This is a genomic window from Pedobacter folensis (assembly GCF_056490665.1).
The window spans coordinates 69,111-92,403 of the sequence record NZ_JBWJIF010000003.1; the positions used below are offsets into that span (position 1 = coordinate 69,111).

The following is a 23,293-nucleotide window of genomic DNA, read 5'->3' on the forward strand; positions in this document are numbered from 1 at the left end:
ACTCACTATCCCAAAAAATCCTTCGGATAGGTTTGCTGATTGTATTTCAAATCCATCTCTTTTAATAATTGTTTTCGCTCTTCTGTTAATTCAGGAATGGGTAGCGTTTGGCCGGGAAGGACAGGCGCACCTATTTCCTGAAATAGATTTTCCAGTCCGGCGGGTACTACCGTGCAAAGCAGTCGTGCAGGTTTTTCAGAGATATTCTTAAAGCAATGAATGGCTCCGCCAAGTGGGATATTGACAAAGCCGTCTTTTGAAACGATTTGTTTGCCGCTTTCCGTTTTAAATTCAACTTCTCCCTCTAATACATGGAACATTTCCTGTGTATCCGGATGCGCATGAGGCGGTGGGCCGCCACCTGGAGGAACCGTCATTTCAATAACGGCATAGTTGCCACTGGTTTGCTCACCAGAAATGATGATCCTGTAGTTACCTCCGGCTATGCCTAAATATTCGCCTTCATTTTTATTAATGATCTTGATATTAGATTCCATCTTTCTTAGATTTTTCGATGTATATTTTTACACTTCAACCATTTGCCAAGGTCAGCCATCATTATCTGATCATCAGCCACCTTTCTTATTTCAAGCCTCTTTCTTTTAAAAGGTTTTCTAATTCCTGGTTGTCATATTTCGAATTATTGACCAGTTTATAGATGAAAAATAAAGGGATGAGGGTCAAAAAACCTAAACTGTTTTTCATCACGCTGTAAAATACCACACCAGCCAGAAAACCAATTAATACGGCGTTGGTTATGGCTGCTGATTTCTTCTTTTTTGCTTCCTGCAACAATTCCTCATCTGTTAATTCCGTTAATTCTTTTTGTATCATTTTTCCTGTTTTTTGAGCGTAATCGTCTTGTCGGTCACGTTCAAATATACGCGATAGACTCAATTCCTAAAAACTGTAAATTAGGTTTAATCAAAAAAATCCGCTTTTCCAGTAGCTTTTAATCAGAAGTTTTTCAAGAATGAATTTATTAACGATTTGGTTAAAATTTATGCTGTCTGGTTGCTCCGGTACTCGTTAGGGGTACTGCCAACCCTTTTTTTGAATAGCCTGATAAAATGCTGTGGATATTTGAACCCAAGCTCGTAAGCAATTTCGTTTACCGTTTTACTGCTGTCGAATATTTTATTTTTGGCCACATCAATAATCTTAGCCTGAATAAACTCCTGTGCTGATTTACCGGTTTCTTTTTTAATCAGGTCTCCAAAATAATTAGCCGAAAAATGAAGTTCTTCAGCGCAGTAAGCAACAGAAGGGAGGCCAATTGAATAAGGTTTTTCTGATTTAAAATAGCCATTTAGTAACTCCTCAAAATTTTCCAGTACGCCTTTGTTAACAGTATCGCGGGTAATAAACTGGCGGTCGTAAAATCGGTCACAGTAATTCAGTAGCAGTTCGATATTGGAGGCAATCAGTTTTTTACTGTGTTTATCGATAGATTGCTGAAGTTCGTTGTCAATTTTGGCAAACAGATCCAATACCAGTTGCCGCTCTTTAGCCGATAGGTGCAGAGCCTCGCTGGTGTGGTAGCTAAAGAAATTATACTCACTTAAGGTTTTTCCAAGTGAAGTACCGCGGATCAGGTCGGGATGAAATACCAATCCATGCCCTACGGGCTGGTAATAATCTATTTTATTTTCCACATCGATGGTTTGTCCTGGCGAGATGAAAACCAACGTTCCTGCCTGGTAATCGTAATAATGACGGCCATATTTCAGATCGCCACATTTCACATCTTTTAGAAAAATACAGTACAGCTCAAAATTCATTTTTGAACCTGTTCGTTCTTTTGCTTTTGAAAAATCGATTACACTAACCAATGGATGATGCGTTTCGTGGTTATTGAAATCATTATACGCACTGATTGTATTAAAATTAAATTCCTTTTCCATCGCCTTTTGTCTTTGCTCATACAAACTTAATCAATTCGCCGGGCTTATCACCGCGCGCAATCAGCGATCAGTAATATTGGTAGTAAAAGCAGGAATCTGTATACCTATACACTTACTTATTGAGCAGATATTTGTAATACGATCAGCATATGGAAACAGTTAAATTAAATAACGGCATTGAGATGCCGCTTTTGGGCTTCGGTGTATTTCAGGTAACAGACCTGGCAGAATGCGAACGAAGCGTATTGGATGCAATTGATACCGGATACCGTTTAATCGATACTGCTGCATCTTATATGAATGAGGAAGCAGTTGGCCAGGCGATTAAAAACAGCCATGTACCGAGAGAGGCGCTATTCGTGACCACCAAACTCTGGATACAATCAAACGGTTATACAAACACAAAAAAAGCTTTTGAAGCCTCGTTAAAAAAGCTAAAATTAGATTACCTGGATTTATACCTGATCCATCAGCCTTATGGAGATGTGTATGGCGAGTGGCGTGCGATGGAAGAGCTGTACAAGGAAGGAAAGGTAAGGGCCATTGGCGTGAGTAATTTTCATCCCGACCGTTTAGCTGATCTGATCATTCACAATGAAATTACCCCAGCGGTGAACCAGATCGAAACACATCCCTTTCATCAGCAGCTCGATACCCAGCATTTCTTAAATGAGAATAAAGTACAGATCGAGTCGTGGGGGCCTTTTGCAGAAGGGAAACACAATATTTTTAATGATGAGCTGCTGCTTGCCATTGCCAGTCAGTACAACAAATCTGTTGCTCAGGTAATTCTCCGCTGGCTTATCCAGCGCGGTGTAGTGGCTATCCCAAAGTCGGTGCGGAAAGAACGTATGGCCGAGAATTTAAATGTTTTTGATTTTAAACTGAGCGATGATGATATGAACTCGATTAAGAGCATGGATACCAAAGCCAGCAGTTTTTTCGATCACCGCGACCCGGCAATGGTGAAATGGCTTGGAGAAAGAAAGCTGGGACATTAATAAAATGATAAATATGAACAGTAGAATATTAGGGAAAAGTGGATTGGAAGTATCTACATTGGGCTTAGGCTGTATGGGCTTAAGCTTTGGTTATGGTCCGGCTGCCGATCAAAACCAAGCAATAGAACTGATTCGTTCGGCATTTGAACAAGGGGTTACGTTTTTTGATACAGCTGAAGTTTATGGGCCGTATACCAATGAAGAACTGCTTGGCGAAGCGCTGGCACCCTTTCGCAATGAAGTTGTTATTGCAACCAAATTTGGTTTTAAAAATGCCAGAACCAGTGAAGGACTTGATAGCCGTCCGGAAAATATCAGGGCAGTAGCAGAAGCTTCGCTGAAGAGGCTGCGTACCGATCGTATAGATTTGTTCTATCAGCACCGTGTTGATCCTGCAGTGCCAATAGAGGATGTGGCAGGTACAGTAAAAGACCTGATTGCCGAAGGTAAGGTAAAACACTTCGGACTTTCGGAGGCTGGCGTAGTTTCTATACGAAAAGCACATGCCGTACAACCCGTAACTGCACTGCAAAGCGAGTATTCACTGTGGTGGCGCGAACCGGAAAAGGAAATATTACCTGTATTAGCAGAACTTGGAATTGGCTTTGTCCCTTTTAGTCCGCTTGGTAAAGGTTTTCTAACAGGTAAAATCGATCAAAATACAAGCTTCGATAAGACCGATTTCCGCAATACTGTGCCACGTTTTTCTGAGGAAAACCGGAAAGCAAACCAGGTGTTGGTAAACCTGTTGGGTAGTATTGCAACCAAACAGCATGCCACGCCTGCACAAATTGCGCTCGCCTGGCTGCTTGCTCAAAAGCCCTGGATTGTTCCTATTCCGGGTACAACCAAATTGCATCGTCTGGAAGAAAACCTTGGTGCCGCTCAGATTCAGTTATCCGCAACAGAACTCACCGAAATCGAAACTGCGGTAGCTAAAATTGAAGTGCAGGGTCACCGCTACCCTGAGCAGAGCCAGAAAATGGTTGGCAGGTAAATAAATCAAATTAATCAACAATCTTATAAACCCCTAAAACATGATCATGAGAACATCAATTATCGGATTATTTTTCTTCATCTTTTGTGTGTCATTATGCAAAGCACAAACAGATAACACGCCTACAAAAGCCCAGCAGGAGATTATTACACTTTCTAAAAGCAAGTGGGATTGGATGGCAGACAAAAATGTAGATGCGCTAAGCGCATTATTTGATGAAAAAGCTGTCTTCGTGCACATGGGCGGAAGCTGGGGAAAAGAAAGGGAAATTGCGGTGATTAAAAGCGGCGGCATCCATTATAAAAAAGCAGATATCCATGCGGTTTCCGTAAATATTATTGGGAATACGGCCATACTGTTAAATAACATTACTTTGCTGGCCGTGGTTGGTGGAAACGAAGTTACCAATCCATTTATTGTCACCGAGGTTTATATAAAAGAGGGTGGAAAATGGAAAATGGGCTCGCTTTCTTTTACCAAAGTGAATAGCCCCGGCGCACAACGTTAAAACAAAGCCATACGATGAAAAAGTTATGTTTATCAGTTGTCGCGCTGTTGATGGGATCAACTTTGTTTGCCCAGCAAAGTCAAAAGCCACTAATGATTGCAGATCAGGGCAGTTTTCTGGTTGGCGGTACCAAAAGCATACAACCTGGGGTATTCGACATTAAAGATGCATTGAAACCTCAGGGGCAGACTTTTCATGGCGACCATGCTTATGCTTTTTATCAGGTGCCGGTAAAAGCACGTAAATACCCAATGGTTTTTCTGCATGGAGCCGGACAATCGAAAAAAACATGGGAAACTACTCCAGATGGAAGGGCTGGTTTTCAGAATATTTTTCTAAAGCGCAGGTTTAGTGTTTACCTGCTCGATCAGCCCAGACGTGGCGATGCAGGAAAGAGTAATGTTGCCGCAACATTAACACCAACTCCCGACGAACAGTTCTGGTTCAGCCAGTTCCGCATAGGCAATTATCCCGATTATTTTCCCAATGTGCAGTTTCCGAAAGATTCTGCTTCACTCGAACAGTTTTACAGGCAAATGACCCCGAATACAGGTGCTTTTGATGCCGTTGTGGTCAGAGATGCGGTATCGCAGTTATTCGACAAAATTGGAAAAGGCATCCTGGTAACACATTCACAAGGAGGTGGGCCTGGTTGGTTAACTGCCATTAAAAATGATAAAGTTAAAGCTGTGGTAGCATACGAACCGTATAGTGGTTTCGTGTTTCCGCAGGGAGAATTGCCAGCGCCCATCAAATCTGCAGGTCTTTTTGGCGAGTTAAAAGGCGTTGAAATACCGCTCGAAGACTTTAACCGCTTGACGAAAATCCCCATTGTGGTGTACTACGGCGATAACATTGCAGCCCAGCCTACCACCGTATGGAACAAAGACCATTGGCGTTCAGGGCTCGAAATGGCGAAGATCTGGGTTGCAACCATTAATAAACATGGAGGCAACGCAACGGTAATCCATCTTCCCGAGATCGGAATAAAGGGAAATACACATTTTCCTTTTGCTGATCTGAACAATGTGGAGGTGGCTGATGTATTGTCCAAATGGTTAAAAGATAAAGGATTGGATCAGTAATATTGGTTGTAATCTCTGTAATTCATCTACCTCAAAAGGCTTTAATTCTGTGAACTTTGTGTCTACAGGAGATCAAGAAGATGAAAATTACACTAAGTATCCTAATAAGTACAGCAATCTGTTTATTGTCTGGCTGTTCAAAAGCACAGTCTTCCGCTGCTGACCAGGGGGAAATGTTGAAGGACAAGAAAGTTTTGATCGTTTATTTGTCCCGGACCAAAAATACCAAGGCAATCGCAGATATGATACACCTAAAGGTTGGTGGAACATTAGTGGCGCTGGAATTGCAAAAGCCATACCCGGAAGATTATAAAACAATCGTTGATCAGGTATCCAGGGAAAATGAAACAGGGTTTCTACCACCATTGAAAACGGTTATTGATAGCATCGAAAAATACGATGTAGTTTTTGTAGGTTTTCCTACCTGGGGGATGCAACTTCCTCCGCCAATGAAAAGTTTTTTGAAACAATATAATCTGAAAGGAAAAATCCTGGTGCCTTTTAATACCAACGCGGGTTATGGTATGGGTAGCAGTTTTGAAACTGTAAAAGAACTGGCGCCTTCCAGCAAAATATTAGCCGGTTTCTCTACGCAGGGAGGTAAAGAACGCGACGGAATTTATTTTATAATGAAAGGTGACAAAGAAAAGCAGGCGCAGGCCGAAGTTGTAAAGTGGTTGCAGGAGATTAAGCTCCTCAAGTAGGAATTAACCGGTTACTGAAAAAATAATCTATGAAATTATTCAATATAAACTTATTAACGCTCGTAGTGGGTGTCACCCTTAGTTTACCTGCAAATTTGATGGCTCAACCAAGCAATGCGAAAAGTACTTTAAGTGCAAAACAGCAAAACCTCATTGCCATTGCAGGCCTCACCGCAAAAGGAGATCTGCCAGCACTGAAAGTAAAACTGAACGCTGGCCTCGATGCGGGTTTAACTATAAACGAAACAAAAGAAACCATGGTGCACCTCTATGCTTATTGTGGTTTCCCAAGAAGCGTCCGGGGGCTTCAAACGCTAATGGCTGTTCTGGAAGAAAGAAAAGCTAAAGGCATCGCTGATCAGCGCGGAGCGGAACCTTCTCCTGTAAAGGACAATAGGACTAAATATGAGCGTGGTAAGGAAATTTTGGGAAAGCTAACCGGAACTTCACAGAATGAACCTCGAACAGGATATGCGGCATTCGCTCCTGAAATTGAAGTTTTCCTCAAGGAACACCTCTTTGCCGATATTTTTGAGCGGGATGTATTGACTTATGCTGAAAGGGAGTTGGTAACCGTAGCTGTACTGAGCAGCATTGGTGGGGCAGAGCCGATGTTAAATTCGCATTTGAGTATCTGTTTAAATGTAGGCCTATCGCCCGGCCAGTTACAGCAGTTCGTTGGTGTTATCGCGCAGTCAATAGGGAAAAAAGAAGCCGATGCGGCACAAGTCGTTTTAAATGAAGTGCTGAAAAGCAAGAAGTAAAATTTAGAATAGTCATCAAAATGCAGAAAATAACCTCAATAATAGCCTTAGCCATCACAATGGCGGGCTTAGATAATGCAGAAGCACAAAGTAATACAAGAGCAGCTGCTCAAAACCCTTATACGCTGGTTTATGAGGGAGCCATTAGCAAGAATGAAGTTGGAAAAGTAAACATTCATCCCGTTACCTATAAACTAGATGGGATTAATATTGCTGCCAATATTTATACACCTGCCGGGTATGATTCATCCAAGAAATATCCTGCTGTAGTGGTGGCCCACCCCAATGGAGGGGTTAAAGAGCAAACAGCCGGATTGTACGCGCAACGTTTGGCCGAAGAAGGTTATATTACCATTGTTGCCGATGCGGCCTATCAGGGTGCCAGTGGCGGACAGCCGCGCCATGTAGATAAACCTACAAACCGCATCGAAGATATTCATGGTATGGCCGATTTTATTAGCCATTATGCAGGGGTAGATGTAAATCGACTGGGTGTTTTAGGTATTTGTGGTGGAGGCGGTTATACTTTAAAGGCCGCTCAATCCGACAAACGTTTTAAAGCTGTTGCAACCTTAAGCATGTTTAACTCTGGCGAGGTAAGGCGCAATGGTTTTATGAATACACAGCTTGCAACCATACAGGAACGTTTAAAGCAGGCTACCAATGCCCGCGCGCAGGAAGCTGCTGGTGGCGATGTGATTTATGCAGGCCTGGCGAATCCAACAGATGAGGAAATTGCCAAAATCCCAACTGATTTATACCGTGAAGGATATGTATATTATTACAGAACACACGCACACCCCAACTCGACCTTTAAATATACCATGAGTAGCCTGCTCGACCTGATGACTTTTGATGCCAGCACCAATATGGACTTAATCGGTCAGCCTTTATTAATGATTGCTGGTAGCAAAGCCGATACTTATTATATGACAGCAGAAGCCTTTAAAAAAGCAACCAACGCCAAAAAGAAAGAACTATTTCTAATTGATGGCGCCACTCATATCCAAACCTATTGGAAACCGGAATATGTATCGCAGGCGGTGAAGAAATTAACAGGTTTTTATCAAGCTAACTTATAATCATGAAAGATAATCTTAAATATTTCCTTCCCGCTATGCTGGCTTTTTTTACCGCCTGTGTAAACAATCAAAAGGCAACAACAAAAACGGATTTGGTTTTTCCTAAAGGTGAAAAAGTTACGAACAATAATTTTACCGGAACGGTTTATCTGCACCCCATGGTTGAAGGCGACAGCATAAATCCGAACAGTATTGGTAATGTTACATTTGAACCTGGCGCCAGAAGCAAATGGCACCTGCATCCGGCTGGACAAATTTTATTGGCCACTGGCGGTGTAGGCTATTACCAGGAAAAAGGCCAGCCAAAGGTTACACTCCGCAAGGGCGATGTAATAAAATGCCCACCAAATGTGGCGCATTGGCATGGGGCAAGTGCCGACAGTGCTTTTGTTCAGGTTGCCATTACAGGACGCGAAAAAGGACCAACCGTTTGGCTGGAGGTGGTGAGCGATAGTGTTTACCTCGCTAAGGGAAAGTAATGAAGAGTTAAAGCTGAATGAGTGCCGAGTACATTGCTACAAATTTTAACTATATTTAGATATAACAACTAACAGCACAAAAGATGAATACCCAGCAAATTAACAAAGGGAAACAGCGGGGAGCCCTTAGGGCCTTCCTGGTAATGGGAATCTTATCATCGTTGGTATGTATAATGGCTTCAGGCTTAGGAGAGGGCAATAAGCGCGCTGTGCCAAACCCATTGCAGGTGGTAAAGAAAGACAGTATTGCATCAGTTAAGGCTTTCGAAAAAGTATATGCTGTATTGATGAGTCCACGCTGCATGAACTGCCATCCCGCTGGCAACGTTCCGCTTCAGGGAGATGACAGTCACCTGCACGCCATGTTACCCAAAAGAGGAAGCGATGGTAAAGGCGTTTATGCGATGAAATGCACAAACTGCCACCAGCCTACTAACACACCTGGGCTTCATACCCCTCCGGGCAATCCCAACTGGCATTTACCACCTGCAAATATGAAAATGGTTTTCCAGGGGAGATCGCCACGGCAGCTGGCTAAACAGCTTACCGATTTGAAACAGAATGGAAATAAAGATATCAAAAAACTGATCGAGCATGCCGATGATGGTCTTGTGCTAGCCGGCTGGAATCCTGGCGAAGGGCGAAAATTACCACCATTAAGCCATGCCGAATTTAAAAAGGCCTGGATTACCTGGTTGAACACAGGCGCTTATGCACCTTAGGAAAAATAATCAAATGTTCATTTATCAATACATCCAACATGGAAAAGATTAAGACTGACAACAGCAGACGCGCCTTTCTTAAAACCTCTGCACTTGTAGGCGGAGGACTGATGATCCATTTTAGCGGGCTGGCCAAATTAGCCATGCCTACCAACAATGGAGAAATAGAAGCAGCTGTGCAGTGGAGTGAAATAAACGGTTATGTGAAGATCACGCCAGATAATTTAGTCAAAATCATCTGCCCAAATCCAGAGTTCGGACAGAATGTAATGACCTCCCTTCCAATGATCGTAGCGGAAGAGCTGGAGGTAGAATGGAATAAAGTAGTGGTAGAAATGGGACCGCATGATAATGTGAAATTGGGTCCGCAATTCACCGGCGGAAGTAATTCGATGCGGATGTACTGGCGCCCCCTGCGCGAAGCCGGAGCAACAGCCCGCAATATGTTAATGCAAGCTGCGGCACAGGAATGGGGCGTGCCTATAACAGAAATAACAACCAGGGCCGGAGTGCTTTATCACGAAAAAAGCGGTAAAAAAGGTAAATATGGCGACTTTGCCTCAAAGGCGGCCACTATTCCTGTTCCAAAAGGCGTTAAATTAAAGGAAGTAAAGAATTTTAATGTTGTCAGAAATTCGCAGAAAAATGTAGAAGGTAGTAAGATTGTTAGCGGTAAGCCACTTTTTGGCCTTGATTACAAACATGAGGGAATGCTGATTGCGATGATCCAGCATCCACCTGCTTTTGGTATGAAACTTAAATCTTTCGATGCCTCGCAGACCTTAAAAATGCCAGGTATTAAAGATGTTTTCAGTTTAAAACTATACGAAGATGGATTCGAACAGGGCGGATTCGATGTGCGCACTTTTAATGATTTGTTGGTGGTAGTAGGTAAAACGACCTGGGAAGTGATGAATGCCCGGAAAAAACTCCTCGTAGAGTGGATGCCTGCCGGTGATACCAAAGATACTATGGCAGGCAGGAACGGGGGCAGGCAAGCGATTGTCCCTGGAACAATCGAAAATACAACCGACCAATATGCAAAGATGCTGGAGAATGCAGCTAAACCTGCCCAGCAGTTGAGAAAAGACGGTGACCCAGAAACTGCTTTTAAAAATGCAGCACAGGTGATCGAGCGTACTTATACTGCGCCGTTTTTGGCCCATAACTGCATGGAACCCATGAATTTCTTTGCACATGTTACCGATGAAAAAGCATTGCTCGTGGGGCCTTTGCAGGCTCCAGGATGGACAGAGCCTACACTGTCGAAAGTTTTAAAACTTCCTGCCGATAAGATCGAAATCCAGATGACCCGCATGGGTGGCGGTTTTGGCCGAAGGGCCTATGGGCACTACCTGGTAGAAGCAGCACTAATTTCCAGAAAAACAAAAGCACCTATAAAACTGATCTACAGTCGCGAAGACGATACTACCTATGGCATTTATCGTCCAATGTATACCGCTACCTATAGGGCTGCCTTAGATTCGAATAAAAACCTAATGGCCTTTCATGTTAAAGGGGGCGGTATTCCCGAACATGCCATCCACGCCAATAGGTTTCCGGCCGGAGCGGTAGATCATTATCTTGCCGAGGGCTGGCAAATTCCTTCTAATATTACAATAGGGGCATTCAGGGCGCCGAGATCTAACTTTAATGCCGCAGCTGAACAATCTTTCCTTGATGAACTGGCCGAAGCCATGGGCAAAGATCCGATTGATTTTCGTTTGGAACTGTTAAAAAGAGCTAAAGAAAATCCGGTCGGTAAAAACAATGAGTACGATGCAGATCGTTATGCAGGTGTACTGAAACTGATTAAAGAAAAATCGGGCTGGAATGGTGCCGACCATAAAAATTACAACCGCGGGGTTGCCGCATATTTCTGTCATAATTCCTACGCGGCGCATGTGGTAGATATGATCGTGAAAGACGGAGAACCTTATGTAGAAAGGGTGTTCAGTGCTATCGATTGTGGTATTGTAATCAATCCTGATGCCGCTACCAACATGGTTCAGGGCGCAGTTGTTGATGGTATTGGAAACAGTTTGTATGGCGGTTTGACACATAAAAATGGTGTGGTAGAAGAAAACAACTTCCATAAATACCGGATCATCCGGATGCACGAAGCACCGAAAAAAATAGCAGTCTTTTTTGTGCAGAACGACATTGACCCAACAGGATTAGGTGAACCACCTTTCCCGCCTGTATTTGGTGCCGTGGCAAATGCTTTACATAAAGCCACCGGAAAGCGTTTTTATCAGCAGCCTTTTGCGATGCCGCAAACAAATGCAGGTAGTGTTTAATCCATTTCTATTATCATTAATGTTTTTAATATGATCACGCTAAATATCAATAAGAAAAACTATAAGGTTGCTGCAGACCCCAATACACCTTTGTTATGGGTGCTCCGTGATATCATTGGTTTAGTGGGAACCAAATATGGCTGCGGGGTGGCACAATGCGGCGCCTGTACGGTACATCTCGATGGTGAAGCTGTGCGTTCGTGCGTAACCAAAATAAGCAGGGCCCAGGGTAAAAAAGTGGTAACCATAGAGGGCCTTTCCGAATCCAATAACCATCCTCTGCAAAAAGCATGGCTCGAACTGGACGTATCGCAATGCGGTTATTGCCAGGCCGGACAAATTATGTCGGCTGCGGTGCTGCTCAAAGAAAATAAAAACCCTACTGATGAGGATATTAATGATGCCATGGCCGGTAATATTTGTCGCTGTGGCACCTATTTGCGCATTAGGGAAGCTATTCAGCTGGCAGCTAAAGAACAGCAAAAAGTATAAATGCCTTGAAAGCAACTTCAATGCATGGCGGCCTGTATGCGCACTGGAGGTTTTACAAAAACAGATGAGGACTAGTCTATGCTTAGGCCAGCTTTTTCTGCAACCATTTGCGTACAGGCTCATCATACCATTTCAACACAGCGTAGGCCAAAACAATACTACCTGTTAAAATGAGCAGGGCATAAGGCCAGGCCTGCACGATTGTTGTGCCTTTATGATTGCTGATCCAGGCCACGTAAAAATAAACCAGTGGATAATGTACCAGGTATAAAGGATAGGATATATCCCCTAAAAATTTGCATAGCCTGTGCTCTCTTTGTGTATGCAGCACACCGCTGGCGCCCAGGTATACGATAAGCGGAAAAACAATGATGATACAAACGGATTCATAAATTCCGTTCATCCACAGGTGTTCCGCACCGCCAATGCGCGGCATATACAATACCATAGCGATTAAGAGGCTGCACCATAAAAAGGCATTTTTAATCCGGGTTGGTTTTGCGATACGCGAAAGTAACAAACCGGCAAAAAAGGGATACAGGGTGCGGGTAAAACCAATGCGTACCTGTTCAATATTCAATGTCCAGCCCCCGCTTACGTCGCCGTTTGTAATGGCCAGCTGTGCCAGTGCGATGGCAGCGATAATAACTAAAATACTTAAAGCTGTTTTAGAAAACTTCCTGATCCACACGGCATAAAGGACGTTGGCTATGTATTCAAAAAACAACGACCAGCCTACGCTATTCATGGGATGCATCTCCTGCCAGCCACGTATATCAAGCGATAAGGGTATAGGCAGAATCGTATAACCAATCAGCAGCACCAGCAGCATCTTCCATAGCGGAATGGTATGAATCAATGGCCATATGGTAGAATCTGTAAAATAAAATCCGATAGCACCCAGTGTCATCCCCAAAATTACCATGGGTTGCAGACGGATGATGCGGCGTTTAAAAAAATTGCCAGCCGTCATTTTAGTCCACCGGTCGTCGTAAGCGTAGCCCATTACAAAGCCTGATAATAAAAAGAAAAAATCTACAGCCAGGTAACCGTGGTTAACCAAAATATCCAGGTGCCCGGTTCCTAAAGGCTCAGTGAGGTGAAAGGTAACAACGATGATGGCCGCGATACCGCGAAGACCGTCTAATATGGGATAGTGTGGCTTGGTGGCCAGTGCATTATTCAGGTTAGTTATCATGTAATAGCAGGTAAAATTGCAATGGGTAAAAATAACCAACATTCTTTACCCGATAACTTTGCATCCACAATAATACGTAACGTATTGAGGCTTGTTGAAAAGATAAAAGATAATAGTTTTTTGCCGATCAAAACAGAACAGGATTAAAATAAAAACGGGCTTTATGAATTAAAAACTTTAATCATTACATTTGCCCTTAGTGAAAAACCTGGTATTCCTTTTTTCTCTTTATCTGATCCTTCTGGGCCTCATGCCCTGCCAGGACAAGGAGGATATGGTTTCCAAATCACACACCGAAAGCACTGTGCACAGCGATCATGCAAAAGCTGAACATACGCACGGAGAATCCTGTCCGCCATTCTGCAGCTGTGCCTGCTGTTCTGTTGGTCAGCACTTCCCATCCGAAAAGTTAACAGACCTGATTGTTCCGGTATTCCGGAAACCCTACCCGGTTTTCCAGTGCTCGGCATTAAAGAAACAACCACTCGATATCTGGCAGCCGCCTAAACTCGTTTAATCAATTTTTTGAGCTCATGGCACTGTCCATGAAAAGCATGCACATGTTGCACCACACGGTGCAATGTTATCTCGCTATTTATTGATTTTTGATTTAAACAACAATGCTGAACAGAATAATACAATTCTCCATCAGGCAGAAACTGCTGGTGGGAATTATGATGCTGGCGCTGATTGCCTGGGGAATCTATTCTCTGCGGCAATTGCCCATAGATGCACTTCCCGATATTACCAATAACCAGGTCCAGATTATTACTTCCTCGCCAAGCAACGGCGCGGAGGATATTGAGCGATTTGTGACTTATCCGGTAGAACAAACCATGGCCACCATTCCCGGAATAGAAGAAATCCGCTCCTTTAGCAGGTTCGGACTTTCAGTTGTAACGGTGGTATTTAAGGAAGATGTAGAGATTTACTGGGCCCGCCAACAGGTAAGTGAAAGACTTGCCGAAGTAGAAAGGGCCATTCCGAAAGGCATCGGCACGCCCGAAGTTGCGCCATTAACCACCGGACTGGGAGAGATTTACCAGTATGTCATCCATCCCAAAAAAGGATATGAAAAAAAATATGATGCCACCGAACTCCGCACCATTCAGGATTGGATTGTTCGCCGCCAGCTGCTGGGTGTAGAGGGCATTGCAGATGTCAGCAGTTTTGGGGGATACCTTAAACAGTATGAGATTGCCCTCAATCCCGACAAACTCAGGAGCATGGACATATCCATCAGCGATATTTTTAAGGCGCTTGAAAAAAACAACCAGAATACCGGCGGATCTTACATCGATAAGAAACCCAATGCTTATTTTATCCGAAGCGAGGGGCTTATCAAAAGTATAGCGGATATAGAGAACATTGTGGTGCGGACCAATGAAAACAGCATCCCGGTGCTGATCCGAAATGTAGCTGAGGTGAGGATTGGTGCGGCCACCCGTTATGGTGCCATGACCAGAAATGATCAGGGCGAAGTAGTAGGGGCTGTAGTGATGATGCTTAAAGGTGCCAATTCCTCCAAGGTTATTGCCAACGTAAAAACCCGGATGGATCAGATCGCAAAAAACCTTCCCGAGGGGGTTGTTATCGAGCCATTTCTCGATCGTACCAAACTGGTAAACAGTGCTATTGGTACAGTGACCAAAAACCTGGCAGAAGGTGCCTTAATTGTGATCTTTGTGCTGGTACTGCTTTTGGGGAATTTCCGTGCCGGACTCATCGTAGCCTCGGTTATTCCACTTGCCATGCTGTTTGCGGTATGCCTGATGAACCTTTTTGGCGTCAGTGGAAACCTGATGAGCCTCGGTGCCATTGATTTCGGTCTGATTGTAGATGGTGCGGTAATCATTGTAGAAGCATCACTTCACCACCTGGGTATCCGAAAGAACAAAAACAGGTTAAGCCAGCAGGAGATGGATACAGAGATTTTTGAATCTGCGTCCAAGATCCGTAACAGTGCTGCTTTTGGCGAGATTATTATCCTCATCGTTTACCTGCCTATCCTGGCACTGGTTGGTATAGAAGGCAAAATGTTCAGGCCTATGGCCCAAACCGTGGCTTTTGCGATCCTGGGCGCCTTTATCTTGTCGTTAACTTATGTGCCGATGATGAGTGCGCTGTTCCTGAACAAAACCATCAGCACCAAAAGAAATATTTCAGATAAAATCATGTCCTTTTTTCAAAGGGTGTATACGCCAATGCTCAATTTTGCGCTTCGGGCGCGGGTGGCCGTGGTGGGCATCGCAATCGGATTATTTGCCATTTCCCTTATTATTTTCAATTATCTGGGCGCAGAATTTATTCCCACATTAGAGGAAGGCGATTTTGCCGTAGAAACCAGGGTGCTTACCGGAAGCAGCCTTTCTCAAACCATCGAAGCGTCTACACGGGCAGCAAAGGTATTAAAGGCCAACTTTCCTGAGGTAAAAGAAGTAATCGGAAAGATCGGTTCCAGCGAGATTCCCACCGACCCCATGCCCGTAGAAGCCTGTGATCTGATCATCATCTTAAAGGATAAGGGCGACTGGACAAATGCTTCGACCAGGGATGAACTTGCCGGAAAGATGCAGGCCAAACTGGAACAGTATATTCCAGGGGTTACTTTCGGCTTCCAGCAACCTATACAGATGCGCTTTAATGAACTCATGACCGGTGCAAGGCAGGATGTGGTGATCAAAGTTTATGGAGAAGATTTTTCGAAGCTGAGTGCCTACGCAGCAAAAATCGGTGCTATCGCCGGAAAAATCGAAGGCGCCGAGGACGTGTATGTTGAACAGGCCTCCGGACTCCCTCAGGTGATCATTAAATTTCACCGGGAAAAAATTGCGCAGTTCGGATTGAATATTGAGGATGTAAATACGGCTATCCGCTCGGGTTTTGCCGGAGAGGTTGCAGGCCTTGTATTTGAGGGTGAAAAGCGATTCGATATGGTTGTCCGCCTGGAAAAAGAAAACAGGCAGTCACTGGAAGATGTGAAAAACCTCTTCGTAACCGCACCCAATGGCAACCAGATCCCGCTTGAACAGCTGGCTGATATTGAGTACAAAGAAGGGCCAAACCAGATCCAGCGCGATGATGCCAAGCGGCGGATTACCGTTGGCTTTAATGTGAGGGGAAGAGATGTGGAAAGTATCGTGAAGGAAATCCAGCAGAAGATTGATGCGGAGGTTAAGTTTTCGCCAGGCTATTACCCAACCTTTGGCGGTACTTTTGAGAACCTGCAGGCCGCCACTAAAAGATTGGGGATTGCCGTTCCACTGGCGCTATTGCTCATTTTACTGTTGCTTTATCTTACTTTTTCATCCATTAAACATGCGCTTTTAATTTTTACAGCAATTCCACTGTCGGCTATTGGTGGCGTATTCGCGCTATGGGCACGGGCTATGCCATTTAGTATTTCTGCGGGCATCGGCTTTATCGCACTTTTTGGCGTGGCGGTACTAAATGGTATCGTGCTGATCAGTGAATTTAACAGGTTAAAAAAAGAAGGAATGAAAGATATGCTCGAAATCATTAAAACAGGAACTTCGGTCAGGCTTCGCCCGGTAATTATGACGGCACTTGTAGCCTCGCTGGGCTTCCTTCCGATGGCCATCTCGGGTGGAAGCGGTGCTGAAGTACAACGCCCCTTGGCAACCGTTGTTATCGGCGGACTAATCTCTGCAACACTGCTTACCCTTTTGGTGCTTCCGGTACTTTATATCTGGGTAGAAAAAATAGGCAGGAAAAAAATAAGAATAACTCCTGTAGCGGGAATAATGGTGATGTGTATTACCCTGTTTGGATTGCAAACTGCAAATGCGCAGACGGCATTAACCCTTGAGCAGTCTATATCTGCCGCACTGGAAAATAACAAGGCAATCAGCGGGGCGAACCTCGGGGTAGGGCTGCAGCAGGCGCTGCGGAAAAGCGCCTTTGAAATGCCCAAAACTGAAGTGTCTATGCTTTACGGGCAGTACAACAGTCTGGTTAAAAACGACAACAACTTTACCGTTTCGCAAAGTATTCCTTTCCCCACACTTTTTGCTGCAAATGCGGCACTCGGCGATGAACGCATTAAAGCGGGCCAGCTTCAGGTGGCTTCGGGCAAAAATGAACTCATTTTTCAGGTCAAGACGGTTTATACGAATCTTCAGTACCTGTATTCGAAAGAAAAACTGCTGCTCGGGCAAGACAGCATCTACAAGGGTTTTGTAAAATCGGCTTCGCTGAAGTACAAAACAGGCGAGGGGAACCTGCTCGAAAAAGTCGCCGCCGAGACCCAGCTCAAAGAGGTACAGAACCTGCTCGATCAAAACCAGTCTGATATCGAAATTTATACTGCGCAGCTGGCTACGCTTCTGGGCAGGAATGGAGCTCCGCTAATTGCTGACAAGTTTTTGAAAGAAACACCCGAAGTTTCGATTGGAGATACGGCGCTGTTAAATGAAAATCCGGCCATTGCTTATTTCAGGCAACAGATCGTAATCGCCGAAAAACAGCGGAAAGTGGAACTTGCTAAAGCATTACCCGATTTTACCCTTGGCTATTTTAACCAGTCGCTAACCGGTTTTCAGAATGTTAACGGAAATGATGTTTTCTTTGGCCGCGACAAACGTTTTCAAGGCTTTCAGGTGGGGCTTTCTGTTCCGCTATTTTACAGGTCCCATGCTGCGAAGGCAAAAGCCGCATCAATTAACAGGGATATTGCCTCGAACGACCTGGAGCTCCAGCAGCGAAAACTAACTGGCCAGTATCAGCAAGCCCTGGGCGAATACCTGAAAAACAGGAAACGTTACGACTATTTTCTGACTTCGGCCCTGGCCAATGCGGCACTGATCTTAAAAAACAGCCGGATTGCCTACCAGAATGGAGAAATAGGTTATTCGGAATACCTGCTGAACCTTAAACAGGCAAATGGTATTTACGAGGGGCGCCTGATGGCCCTGCTCCAGTTAAGCCAGAGCATCAATCAGATTGAATTTTTAACCGGTAATCACCAATCATTATAAACATAGCTCATGAGATCCATATATAAATATTTTATCCTGGTATCCTTTCCATTTTATCTGGCTGGTTGTAGCCGTCCCAAAACGGAAAAGGAGCCCGAAAAAGAGGCCGTTCACGAAGAGAGTGATATCGTAAGCCTTACCCCGGAGCAGTACAAGTTATCGGAAATTACGCTGGGCGCTATAGAGCAGAAAGAATTAAGCGGAACAACCAAAGTAAATGGCATGCTTGATCTTCCTCCGCAAAGCCTGGTATCTATCTCCACACCGCTGGAAGGGATAGTAAAAAGCACTAGTATGCTGCAAGGAAAGCGTGTAGCCAAAGGGGCGCTGGTAGCGGTAATGCAGAACCCGGAATTCATTCAGATGCAACAAGACTATCTGGATTATAAAAGTCAGCTGCAGTTTTTAAAACAGGAGCTCGACCGCCAGGAAGAACTGGCAAAGGAAAACGTCAATTCTAAAAAAGCACTGCAAAAAGCAAGGAGCGAATACCAGAGTGTGAGCGCCAGATTACTGGGACAACGTTCAAAACTTTCGATTATGAATATCAGTTTCGCAGCACTTGAAAAAGGACAGATTCAGAAAACCTTTAACCTCTATACCCCAATGGCGGGTTATGTTACGCAGGTGAACACCAATATAGGTGCCTTTGCCAGTACCACTGATGTGTTGTTCAAAATTGCCGATACCGAGCACCTGCATGCTGAGCTTACGGTATTTGAAAAGGATGTTCCGAAGCTTAAGCTGGGGCAGAAGGTGCGCTTTGTACTGGCCAACGAGGAAAAGGAACGCATGGCCACGGTATACCTCATCGGCAGGGAAATTAGTAAAGAGCGTACGGTACAAATTCACTGCCACCTGGATCAGGAAGATACACAGCTGCTTCCGGGCATGTACCTGAAGGCTTATGTGGAAAGCGGCATGAACAAGGTAGAGGCTTTACCCGATGCGGCTATTGTTGAATTTGAAGGTAAAAAATTCGTGTTTATCGATCAGCCTGCTGCTAAGGGCAACAACCCTTACCGGTACCGGATGATGGAAGTAAAAACAGGTGTTGCCGAAAATGGTTATACACAGGTTTCTTTTGCGGAGCAGATCGGTGAGGTGAAGGTGGTGATAAAAGGCGCGTACGACCTGTTAAGCAAGGTGAAAAATGCGGAAGAGGAAGGCGAGGAACATTAAAGGTTCAAGCCGGGCTTCGATTTATGGATAAATTTTGTCATATCGGGTTCCCTGAACGTTGAACTACATCAATTTAAATATTAACTTTAGTCGCCAGATAAAATTAAGATGACCACAAGAAGAAATTTTTTACAAACCGGAATATTGGGGCTAACTGCAGCCTCGCTGACCAATATTCCCTCAGTTTTCGCGGAGCCTGTTCAACCAAATGTTGCGGCTAAAGATGCTTTTAAATTAGCCATCGCCGGTTATAGCTTTCTGAACTTTAACCTCGACGAATCACTTAAAATGATGAAAAAGGTTGATGTACATTACCTCTGTATTAAAGACTTTCATTTGCCTTTTAAAAGTACAGCAGAAGAAATTACAGCCTTTCATGCTAAACTGAAGGAAAATAACATAGTTGGATATGCCGTGGGGCCTATTTACACTAAAAATAAGCAAGAGATTGATCAGGCGTTTGATTACGCAAAAAGGGTAGGTGTTGATTTGCTGATCGGAATTCCGGCCCATGCCGACCTGGAGTATGTGGCCCAAAAGACAAAAGAATACAACATCCGTTATGCCATTCATAACCATGGCCCCCAGGATAAACTATATCCAAATGCAGAAAGCATTTATAATCTGATTAAAAACCTGGATCAACGTGTGGGAATATGCTTTGATATGGGACATAACAAAAGAGATGGGCGGGATTCTGTGGCAGACCTTCAGAAATTCTCGAAACGGATTTTTGATATGCATTTAAAAAATGTAACGGTAGCGGCGAATGAAGGTACCACTTGCGAACTCGGTCGTGGTGTAATTGATATCCCGGCCTATGTGAAAATGCTGAGAAAGGTGAATTACCAGGGCTGCTGTAGTTTGGAATACGAAAAAGACATGAAAGATCCCTTAGCCGGAATAGCTGAATCAGTCGGCTATTTTAAGGGTGTTTGCGATGCTACCCGTTAATATTTGCAATTGATGTAAATTTATGATTGATATGCGGTTTTTAGGTCGCATATCAATTTATACACCCGGTATGGACAGGATCAGCCGGATTTTTCTTTGCCTGAAATGCCTGTCATTCGTTACCTTTATCAGATCAATAAAATATTCTATGAAAGCATTTTTGGGGACCGGCCTTTTGGGGACGGGTTTTATTAAAGCCATGCTGCGCCGTGGCGAAGCGGTACAGGTATGGAACAGGACTGCATCAAAAGCACAGGCATTGGAAACGGATGGTGCAAAAGCATTCGAAAATGTGGTTGAGGCGGTAAAAGGCGCAACTGTTATCCATCTTACCCTGAAGGATGATGCAACTGTAAATGAAGTACTGGCCGCTGCCAGTAAAGGTTTTTCGCCGGGCATCACCATCATCGACCATACCACAACCTCAGTGGAAGGCGCGATCGAAAGAACAGCACACTGGAAAAGTAATGGCTTTACTTATCTGCATGCGCCAGTATTTATGGGGCCGCCAAATGCATTGGAAGGAACCGGGAACATGCTCGTGTCGGGCGATCAGGCTGTTATTGCACATCTTGAACCTGAACTGGCCAAAATGACTGGTAAACTGATCAATTTTGGTCCTGAAGAAGGAAAAGCAGCCGGCATAAAGCTCATCGGTAACCTTTTTCTCATCTCGCTTACCGCAGGACTTGCTGATGCCCTTGGATTGGCCAAAGCCCTCGGCATTGATTCTGCCGAAGTGGCCTCACTGTTTAGCTCATGGAATCCTGGTGAAGGTGTTCCGGTTAGGTTCGATAAAATAAGGGCAGGGGATTTTAAGCATCCTTCCTGGGAACTCGATATGGCACGTAAGGATGCCGGTTTGATGATAGATGCTGCAAAAGAAAATGGCGTAAACCTTACCGTTCTGCCTGCCGTTATAGCACAAATGGATAACTGGATTGCAAAAGGCCATGGCTCGGATGACTGGAGTGTAATCGCTAAGGATAACCTCTGAAAGTTTTAGGTCGAATAAAATACCTCACTAGCGAAAGTCTTAGTGTAGGGGACAACGGGCAGGATGACTTGTGCATTCAAGATATTTGACTAATAAAATTCGCTAATGAGATTAATTTAATGAAAGCACAAGTCTGGCCAATGTTTCCGGCCAGTGACACTAAGACTTGCGCTAAAATGAGAGGACCCCTAACTAGCGCAAGTCTTAGTGTATAGGGCAACGGGCAGGATGACTTGTGCATTCAGGATATTTGACTAATAAAATTCGCTAATGAGATTAATTTAATGAAAGCACAAGTCTGGCCAATGTTTCCGGCCAGTGACACTAAGACTTGCGCTAGAATGAGTCTAGAATGCAATTTTGAACGAGATTACCAATGAATTGAACGAATCCACAAAACCCCTTAACCTTACTATAGTCACTTTTGTAAACAACAATTACATAATTACAAAAAGACTATGGGACTATCAGGTTTAGGAATTTTTCATACCATCATTGGTATTGTAGCCATTGTAGCGGCAATCATTTCATTTGTACGCTTTGGCAAAATTGATTTAACGCAGCTTAGTGGTAAAATATACTTTTATACAACTAGCGTTACCGCTTTAACTGCATTAGGCATCTCCAAACACGGAGGCTTTAATGCCGGGCATATTTTTTCGGTATTCATTTTTATTTTAGTAGTGGTGGCTTTTTGGCTTTCGGTAAAGCGAAGCGGCAATTATAAGGCTCGTTATATAGAGAATTTTTTACTCTCTTTCAGCTTCTTTCTGTCGCTCATCCCCACCGTGAATGAAACCTTTACGCGGGTTCCGCTGGGGCATCCACTGGCTAAAAACCCTACCGATCCTATCATTGCCCAAACCTTGCTGGTGCTCTTAATCGCATTTATTGCCGGTGCCATTTACCAGTACATTAAACAACGTCATGCGCTTAAGATACGGTAAAGCAAAGCTTGTGATTTTGGGATAAAAGATATTTTATCATATATCAACTAATGCATGGGGCAGAAAGGTCAAAGCATGCATTAGTTTTGCTATTTTTATAGCCTGAGGGTTTTTTAATATGATCATTGACCATAAAAAATACGATTTGTTTGGTAAAGCCATTATCCAGAACATCAGGGTAAAGGCACCCTTTACCTTCGATTTTCCCATTACCGATAATGCCTGTTTTTTGTACATGTTACAGGGCGAAATGCAATATCAACGCAACGAAGACCTGGTAAATATACCGCATAAACATGCTTTGTTTTTAAATTGTATACAAGCCAGCAAAACCATCAGTAACTTAAATGGAGGAGGTGTTAACGAAATGATGGTCGTTAATTTTCATCCCGATATTTTAAAACGGATTTACGACCGGGAGATGCCGGCTATCCTTCAGGCAACCGGCCGGATGGTTTCGAACAAAAGTGCCGAAGTATTAAGCAACAATTTTTTAATCGAAAAATATATCGAAGGTTTGCTGTTTTATTTTCAGCATCCCGCACTGGTTAACGAAGATATACTGGTTTTAAAGTTAAAAGAAATTATCCTGCTGCTGGCCCAAACTGCTAATGCTCGGGCCATACAAACCATATTTGCACAGCTTTTTTCGCCTGCTACCTATACCTTTAAGCAAATTATTGAGGCCAACCTGTTTGAACAACTCAATATCGATGCCCTGGCACAACTGAATAATTTGAGTTTATCGTCTTTTAAACGCGAATTTGCCAGACATTACAACGATACACCAGCCAATTATATCAAAACCAAAAGGCTCGAAAAAGCAGCCGAACTGCTCTTAATTTCAAACGAAAGGATTAAAGACATTGCTTTTAATTGTGGTTATAATGATCTGGCCAATTTTACCAAAAGCTTTCGCGATAGGTATCAGTGTACACCGAGTGATTTTCGGGAACGCCGGTAACTGAGCCGTACAGACA

The 23,293-nt window shown here is 43.8% G+C and carries 22 protein-coding genes; 18 read left to right on the forward strand and 4 right to left on the reverse strand.

Features of this window, described 5'->3' with window-relative positions; genetic code table 11:
* Nucleotides 1-5 precede the first annotated feature (5 nt).
* From AC04QZ_RS14925 to AC04QZ_RS14935, 3 genes are all read right to left on the reverse strand, one after another.
* Nucleotides 6-497: a cupin domain-containing protein gene (locus AC04QZ_RS14925; RefSeq protein ID WP_478358402.1), complete on the reverse strand. Its 492-nt coding sequence runs from the start codon at nucleotides 495-497 to the stop codon at nucleotides 6-8.
* 85 nt (nucleotides 498-582) lie between these two features.
* Nucleotides 583-834 carry an FUSC family protein gene (locus AC04QZ_RS14930; protein ID WP_086544725.1) on the reverse strand — a complete coding sequence of 84 codons (252 nt, stop codon included), beginning with the start codon at nucleotides 832-834 and terminating at the stop codon, nucleotides 583-585.
* A gap of 167 nt (nucleotides 835-1,001) precedes the next feature.
* A complete protein-coding gene (locus tag AC04QZ_RS14935) occupies nucleotides 1,002-1,904 on the reverse strand; it encodes a helix-turn-helix domain-containing protein (protein WP_478358403.1) in 903 nt (300 codons plus the stop codon).
* A gap of 149 nt (nucleotides 1,905-2,053) precedes the next feature.
* Here AC04QZ_RS14935 and AC04QZ_RS14940 point away from each other — a divergent pair, with 149 nt between their 5' ends.
* From AC04QZ_RS14940 to AC04QZ_RS14990, 11 genes are all read left to right on the forward strand, one after another.
* The gene (locus AC04QZ_RS14940; protein WP_478358404.1) at nucleotides 2,054-2,905 is read left to right on the forward strand and encodes an aldo/keto reductase; all 852 of its coding nucleotides are present in this window, start codon (nucleotides 2,054-2,056) and stop codon (nucleotides 2,903-2,905) included.
* A 13-nt stretch (nucleotides 2,906-2,918) separates the two neighbouring features.
* Nucleotides 2,919-3,902, forward strand: a complete 984-nt coding sequence (locus tag AC04QZ_RS14945; RefSeq protein WP_478358405.1) for an aldo/keto reductase — start codon at nucleotides 2,919-2,921, stop codon at nucleotides 3,900-3,902.
* A gap of 46 nt (nucleotides 3,903-3,948) precedes the next feature.
* Nucleotides 3,949-4,410, forward strand: coding sequence for a nuclear transport factor 2 family protein (locus AC04QZ_RS14950; protein ID WP_478358406.1), 462 nt, complete (start codon nucleotides 3,949-3,951; stop codon nucleotides 4,408-4,410).
* A gap of 14 nt (nucleotides 4,411-4,424) precedes the next feature.
* On the forward strand, nucleotides 4,425-5,495 hold the full coding sequence (locus AC04QZ_RS14955; RefSeq protein WP_478358407.1) for an alpha/beta hydrolase: 1,071 nt from the start codon (nucleotides 4,425-4,427) through the stop codon (nucleotides 5,493-5,495).
* 173 nt (nucleotides 5,496-5,668) lie between these two features.
* Nucleotides 5,669-6,199, forward strand: a complete 531-nt coding sequence (locus AC04QZ_RS14960; RefSeq protein WP_478359150.1) for a flavodoxin family protein — start codon at nucleotides 5,669-5,671, stop codon at nucleotides 6,197-6,199.
* A gap of 29 nt (nucleotides 6,200-6,228) precedes the next feature.
* Complete coding sequence (locus AC04QZ_RS14965) at nucleotides 6,229-6,963, forward strand: carboxymuconolactone decarboxylase family protein (RefSeq protein WP_478358408.1); 735 nt, start codon at nucleotides 6,229-6,231, stop codon at nucleotides 6,961-6,963.
* Between the two features lie 20 nt (nucleotides 6,964-6,983).
* Nucleotides 6,984-8,045 (forward strand): alpha/beta hydrolase, encoded by a 1,062-nt coding sequence (locus AC04QZ_RS14970; RefSeq protein ID WP_478358409.1) that lies wholly within the window; start codon nucleotides 6,984-6,986, stop codon nucleotides 8,043-8,045.
* Between the two features lie 2 nt (nucleotides 8,046-8,047).
* Nucleotides 8,048-8,524: a cupin domain-containing protein gene (locus AC04QZ_RS14975; protein ID WP_478358410.1), complete on the forward strand. Its 477-nt coding sequence runs from the start codon at nucleotides 8,048-8,050 to the stop codon at nucleotides 8,522-8,524.
* An 83-nt stretch (nucleotides 8,525-8,607) separates the two neighbouring features.
* Complete coding sequence (locus tag AC04QZ_RS14980) at nucleotides 8,608-9,246, forward strand: hypothetical protein (RefSeq protein WP_478358411.1); 639 nt, start codon at nucleotides 8,608-8,610, stop codon at nucleotides 9,244-9,246.
* A 38-nt stretch (nucleotides 9,247-9,284) separates the two neighbouring features.
* Nucleotides 9,285-11,546 (forward strand): xanthine dehydrogenase family protein molybdopterin-binding subunit, encoded by a 2,262-nt coding sequence (locus AC04QZ_RS14985; RefSeq protein ID WP_478358412.1) that lies wholly within the window; start codon nucleotides 9,285-9,287, stop codon nucleotides 11,544-11,546.
* Between the two features lie 30 nt (nucleotides 11,547-11,576).
* Nucleotides 11,577-12,038 (forward strand): (2Fe-2S)-binding protein, encoded by a 462-nt coding sequence (locus AC04QZ_RS14990; protein WP_478358413.1) that lies wholly within the window; start codon nucleotides 11,577-11,579, stop codon nucleotides 12,036-12,038.
* A gap of 82 nt (nucleotides 12,039-12,120) precedes the next feature.
* On the opposite strand, the gene AC04QZ_RS14995 is transcribed toward AC04QZ_RS14990, so the two are convergent.
* Entirely contained in the window at nucleotides 12,121-13,236 is a 1,116-nt protein-coding gene (locus tag AC04QZ_RS14995; protein ID WP_478358414.1) for an acyltransferase family protein, read from the reverse strand.
* 199 nt (nucleotides 13,237-13,435) lie between these two features.
* On the opposite strand from AC04QZ_RS14995, the gene AC04QZ_RS15000 reads away from it, so the two are divergent.
* The 7 genes from AC04QZ_RS15000 to AC04QZ_RS15030 all read left to right on the forward strand — a co-directional run bounded on the left by AC04QZ_RS15000 (nucleotide 13,436) and on the right by AC04QZ_RS15030 (nucleotide 23,277).
* Complete coding sequence (locus tag AC04QZ_RS15000; protein ID WP_478358415.1) at nucleotides 13,436-13,753, forward strand: DUF6660 family protein; 318 nt, start codon at nucleotides 13,436-13,438, stop codon at nucleotides 13,751-13,753.
* 103 nt (nucleotides 13,754-13,856) lie between these two features.
* On the forward strand, nucleotides 13,857-18,233 hold the full coding sequence (locus AC04QZ_RS15005; RefSeq protein ID WP_478358416.1) for a CusA/CzcA family heavy metal efflux RND transporter: 4,377 nt from the start codon (nucleotides 13,857-13,859) through the stop codon (nucleotides 18,231-18,233).
* Nucleotides 18,234-18,242: 9 nt separating this feature from the next.
* Entirely contained in the window at nucleotides 18,243-19,415 is a 1,173-nt protein-coding gene (locus AC04QZ_RS15010; RefSeq protein WP_478358417.1) for an efflux RND transporter periplasmic adaptor subunit, read from the forward strand.
* Nucleotides 19,416-19,523: 108 nt separating this feature from the next.
* Nucleotides 19,524-20,369, forward strand: a complete 846-nt coding sequence (locus tag AC04QZ_RS15015) for a sugar phosphate isomerase/epimerase family protein (RefSeq protein ID WP_478358418.1) — start codon at nucleotides 19,524-19,526, stop codon at nucleotides 20,367-20,369.
* 148 nt (nucleotides 20,370-20,517) lie between these two features.
* A complete protein-coding gene (locus AC04QZ_RS15020; RefSeq protein ID WP_478358419.1) occupies nucleotides 20,518-21,366 on the forward strand; it encodes an NAD(P)-dependent oxidoreductase in 849 nt (282 codons plus the stop codon).
* A 458-nt stretch (nucleotides 21,367-21,824) separates the two neighbouring features.
* On the forward strand, nucleotides 21,825-22,313 hold the full coding sequence (locus AC04QZ_RS15025) for a hypothetical protein (RefSeq protein ID WP_478358420.1): 489 nt from the start codon (nucleotides 21,825-21,827) through the stop codon (nucleotides 22,311-22,313).
* Between the two features lie 118 nt (nucleotides 22,314-22,431).
* A complete protein-coding gene (locus AC04QZ_RS15030; protein WP_478358421.1) occupies nucleotides 22,432-23,277 on the forward strand; it encodes a helix-turn-helix domain-containing protein in 846 nt (281 codons plus the stop codon).
* The last annotated feature ends 16 nt before the right edge of the window (nucleotides 23,278-23,293 follow it).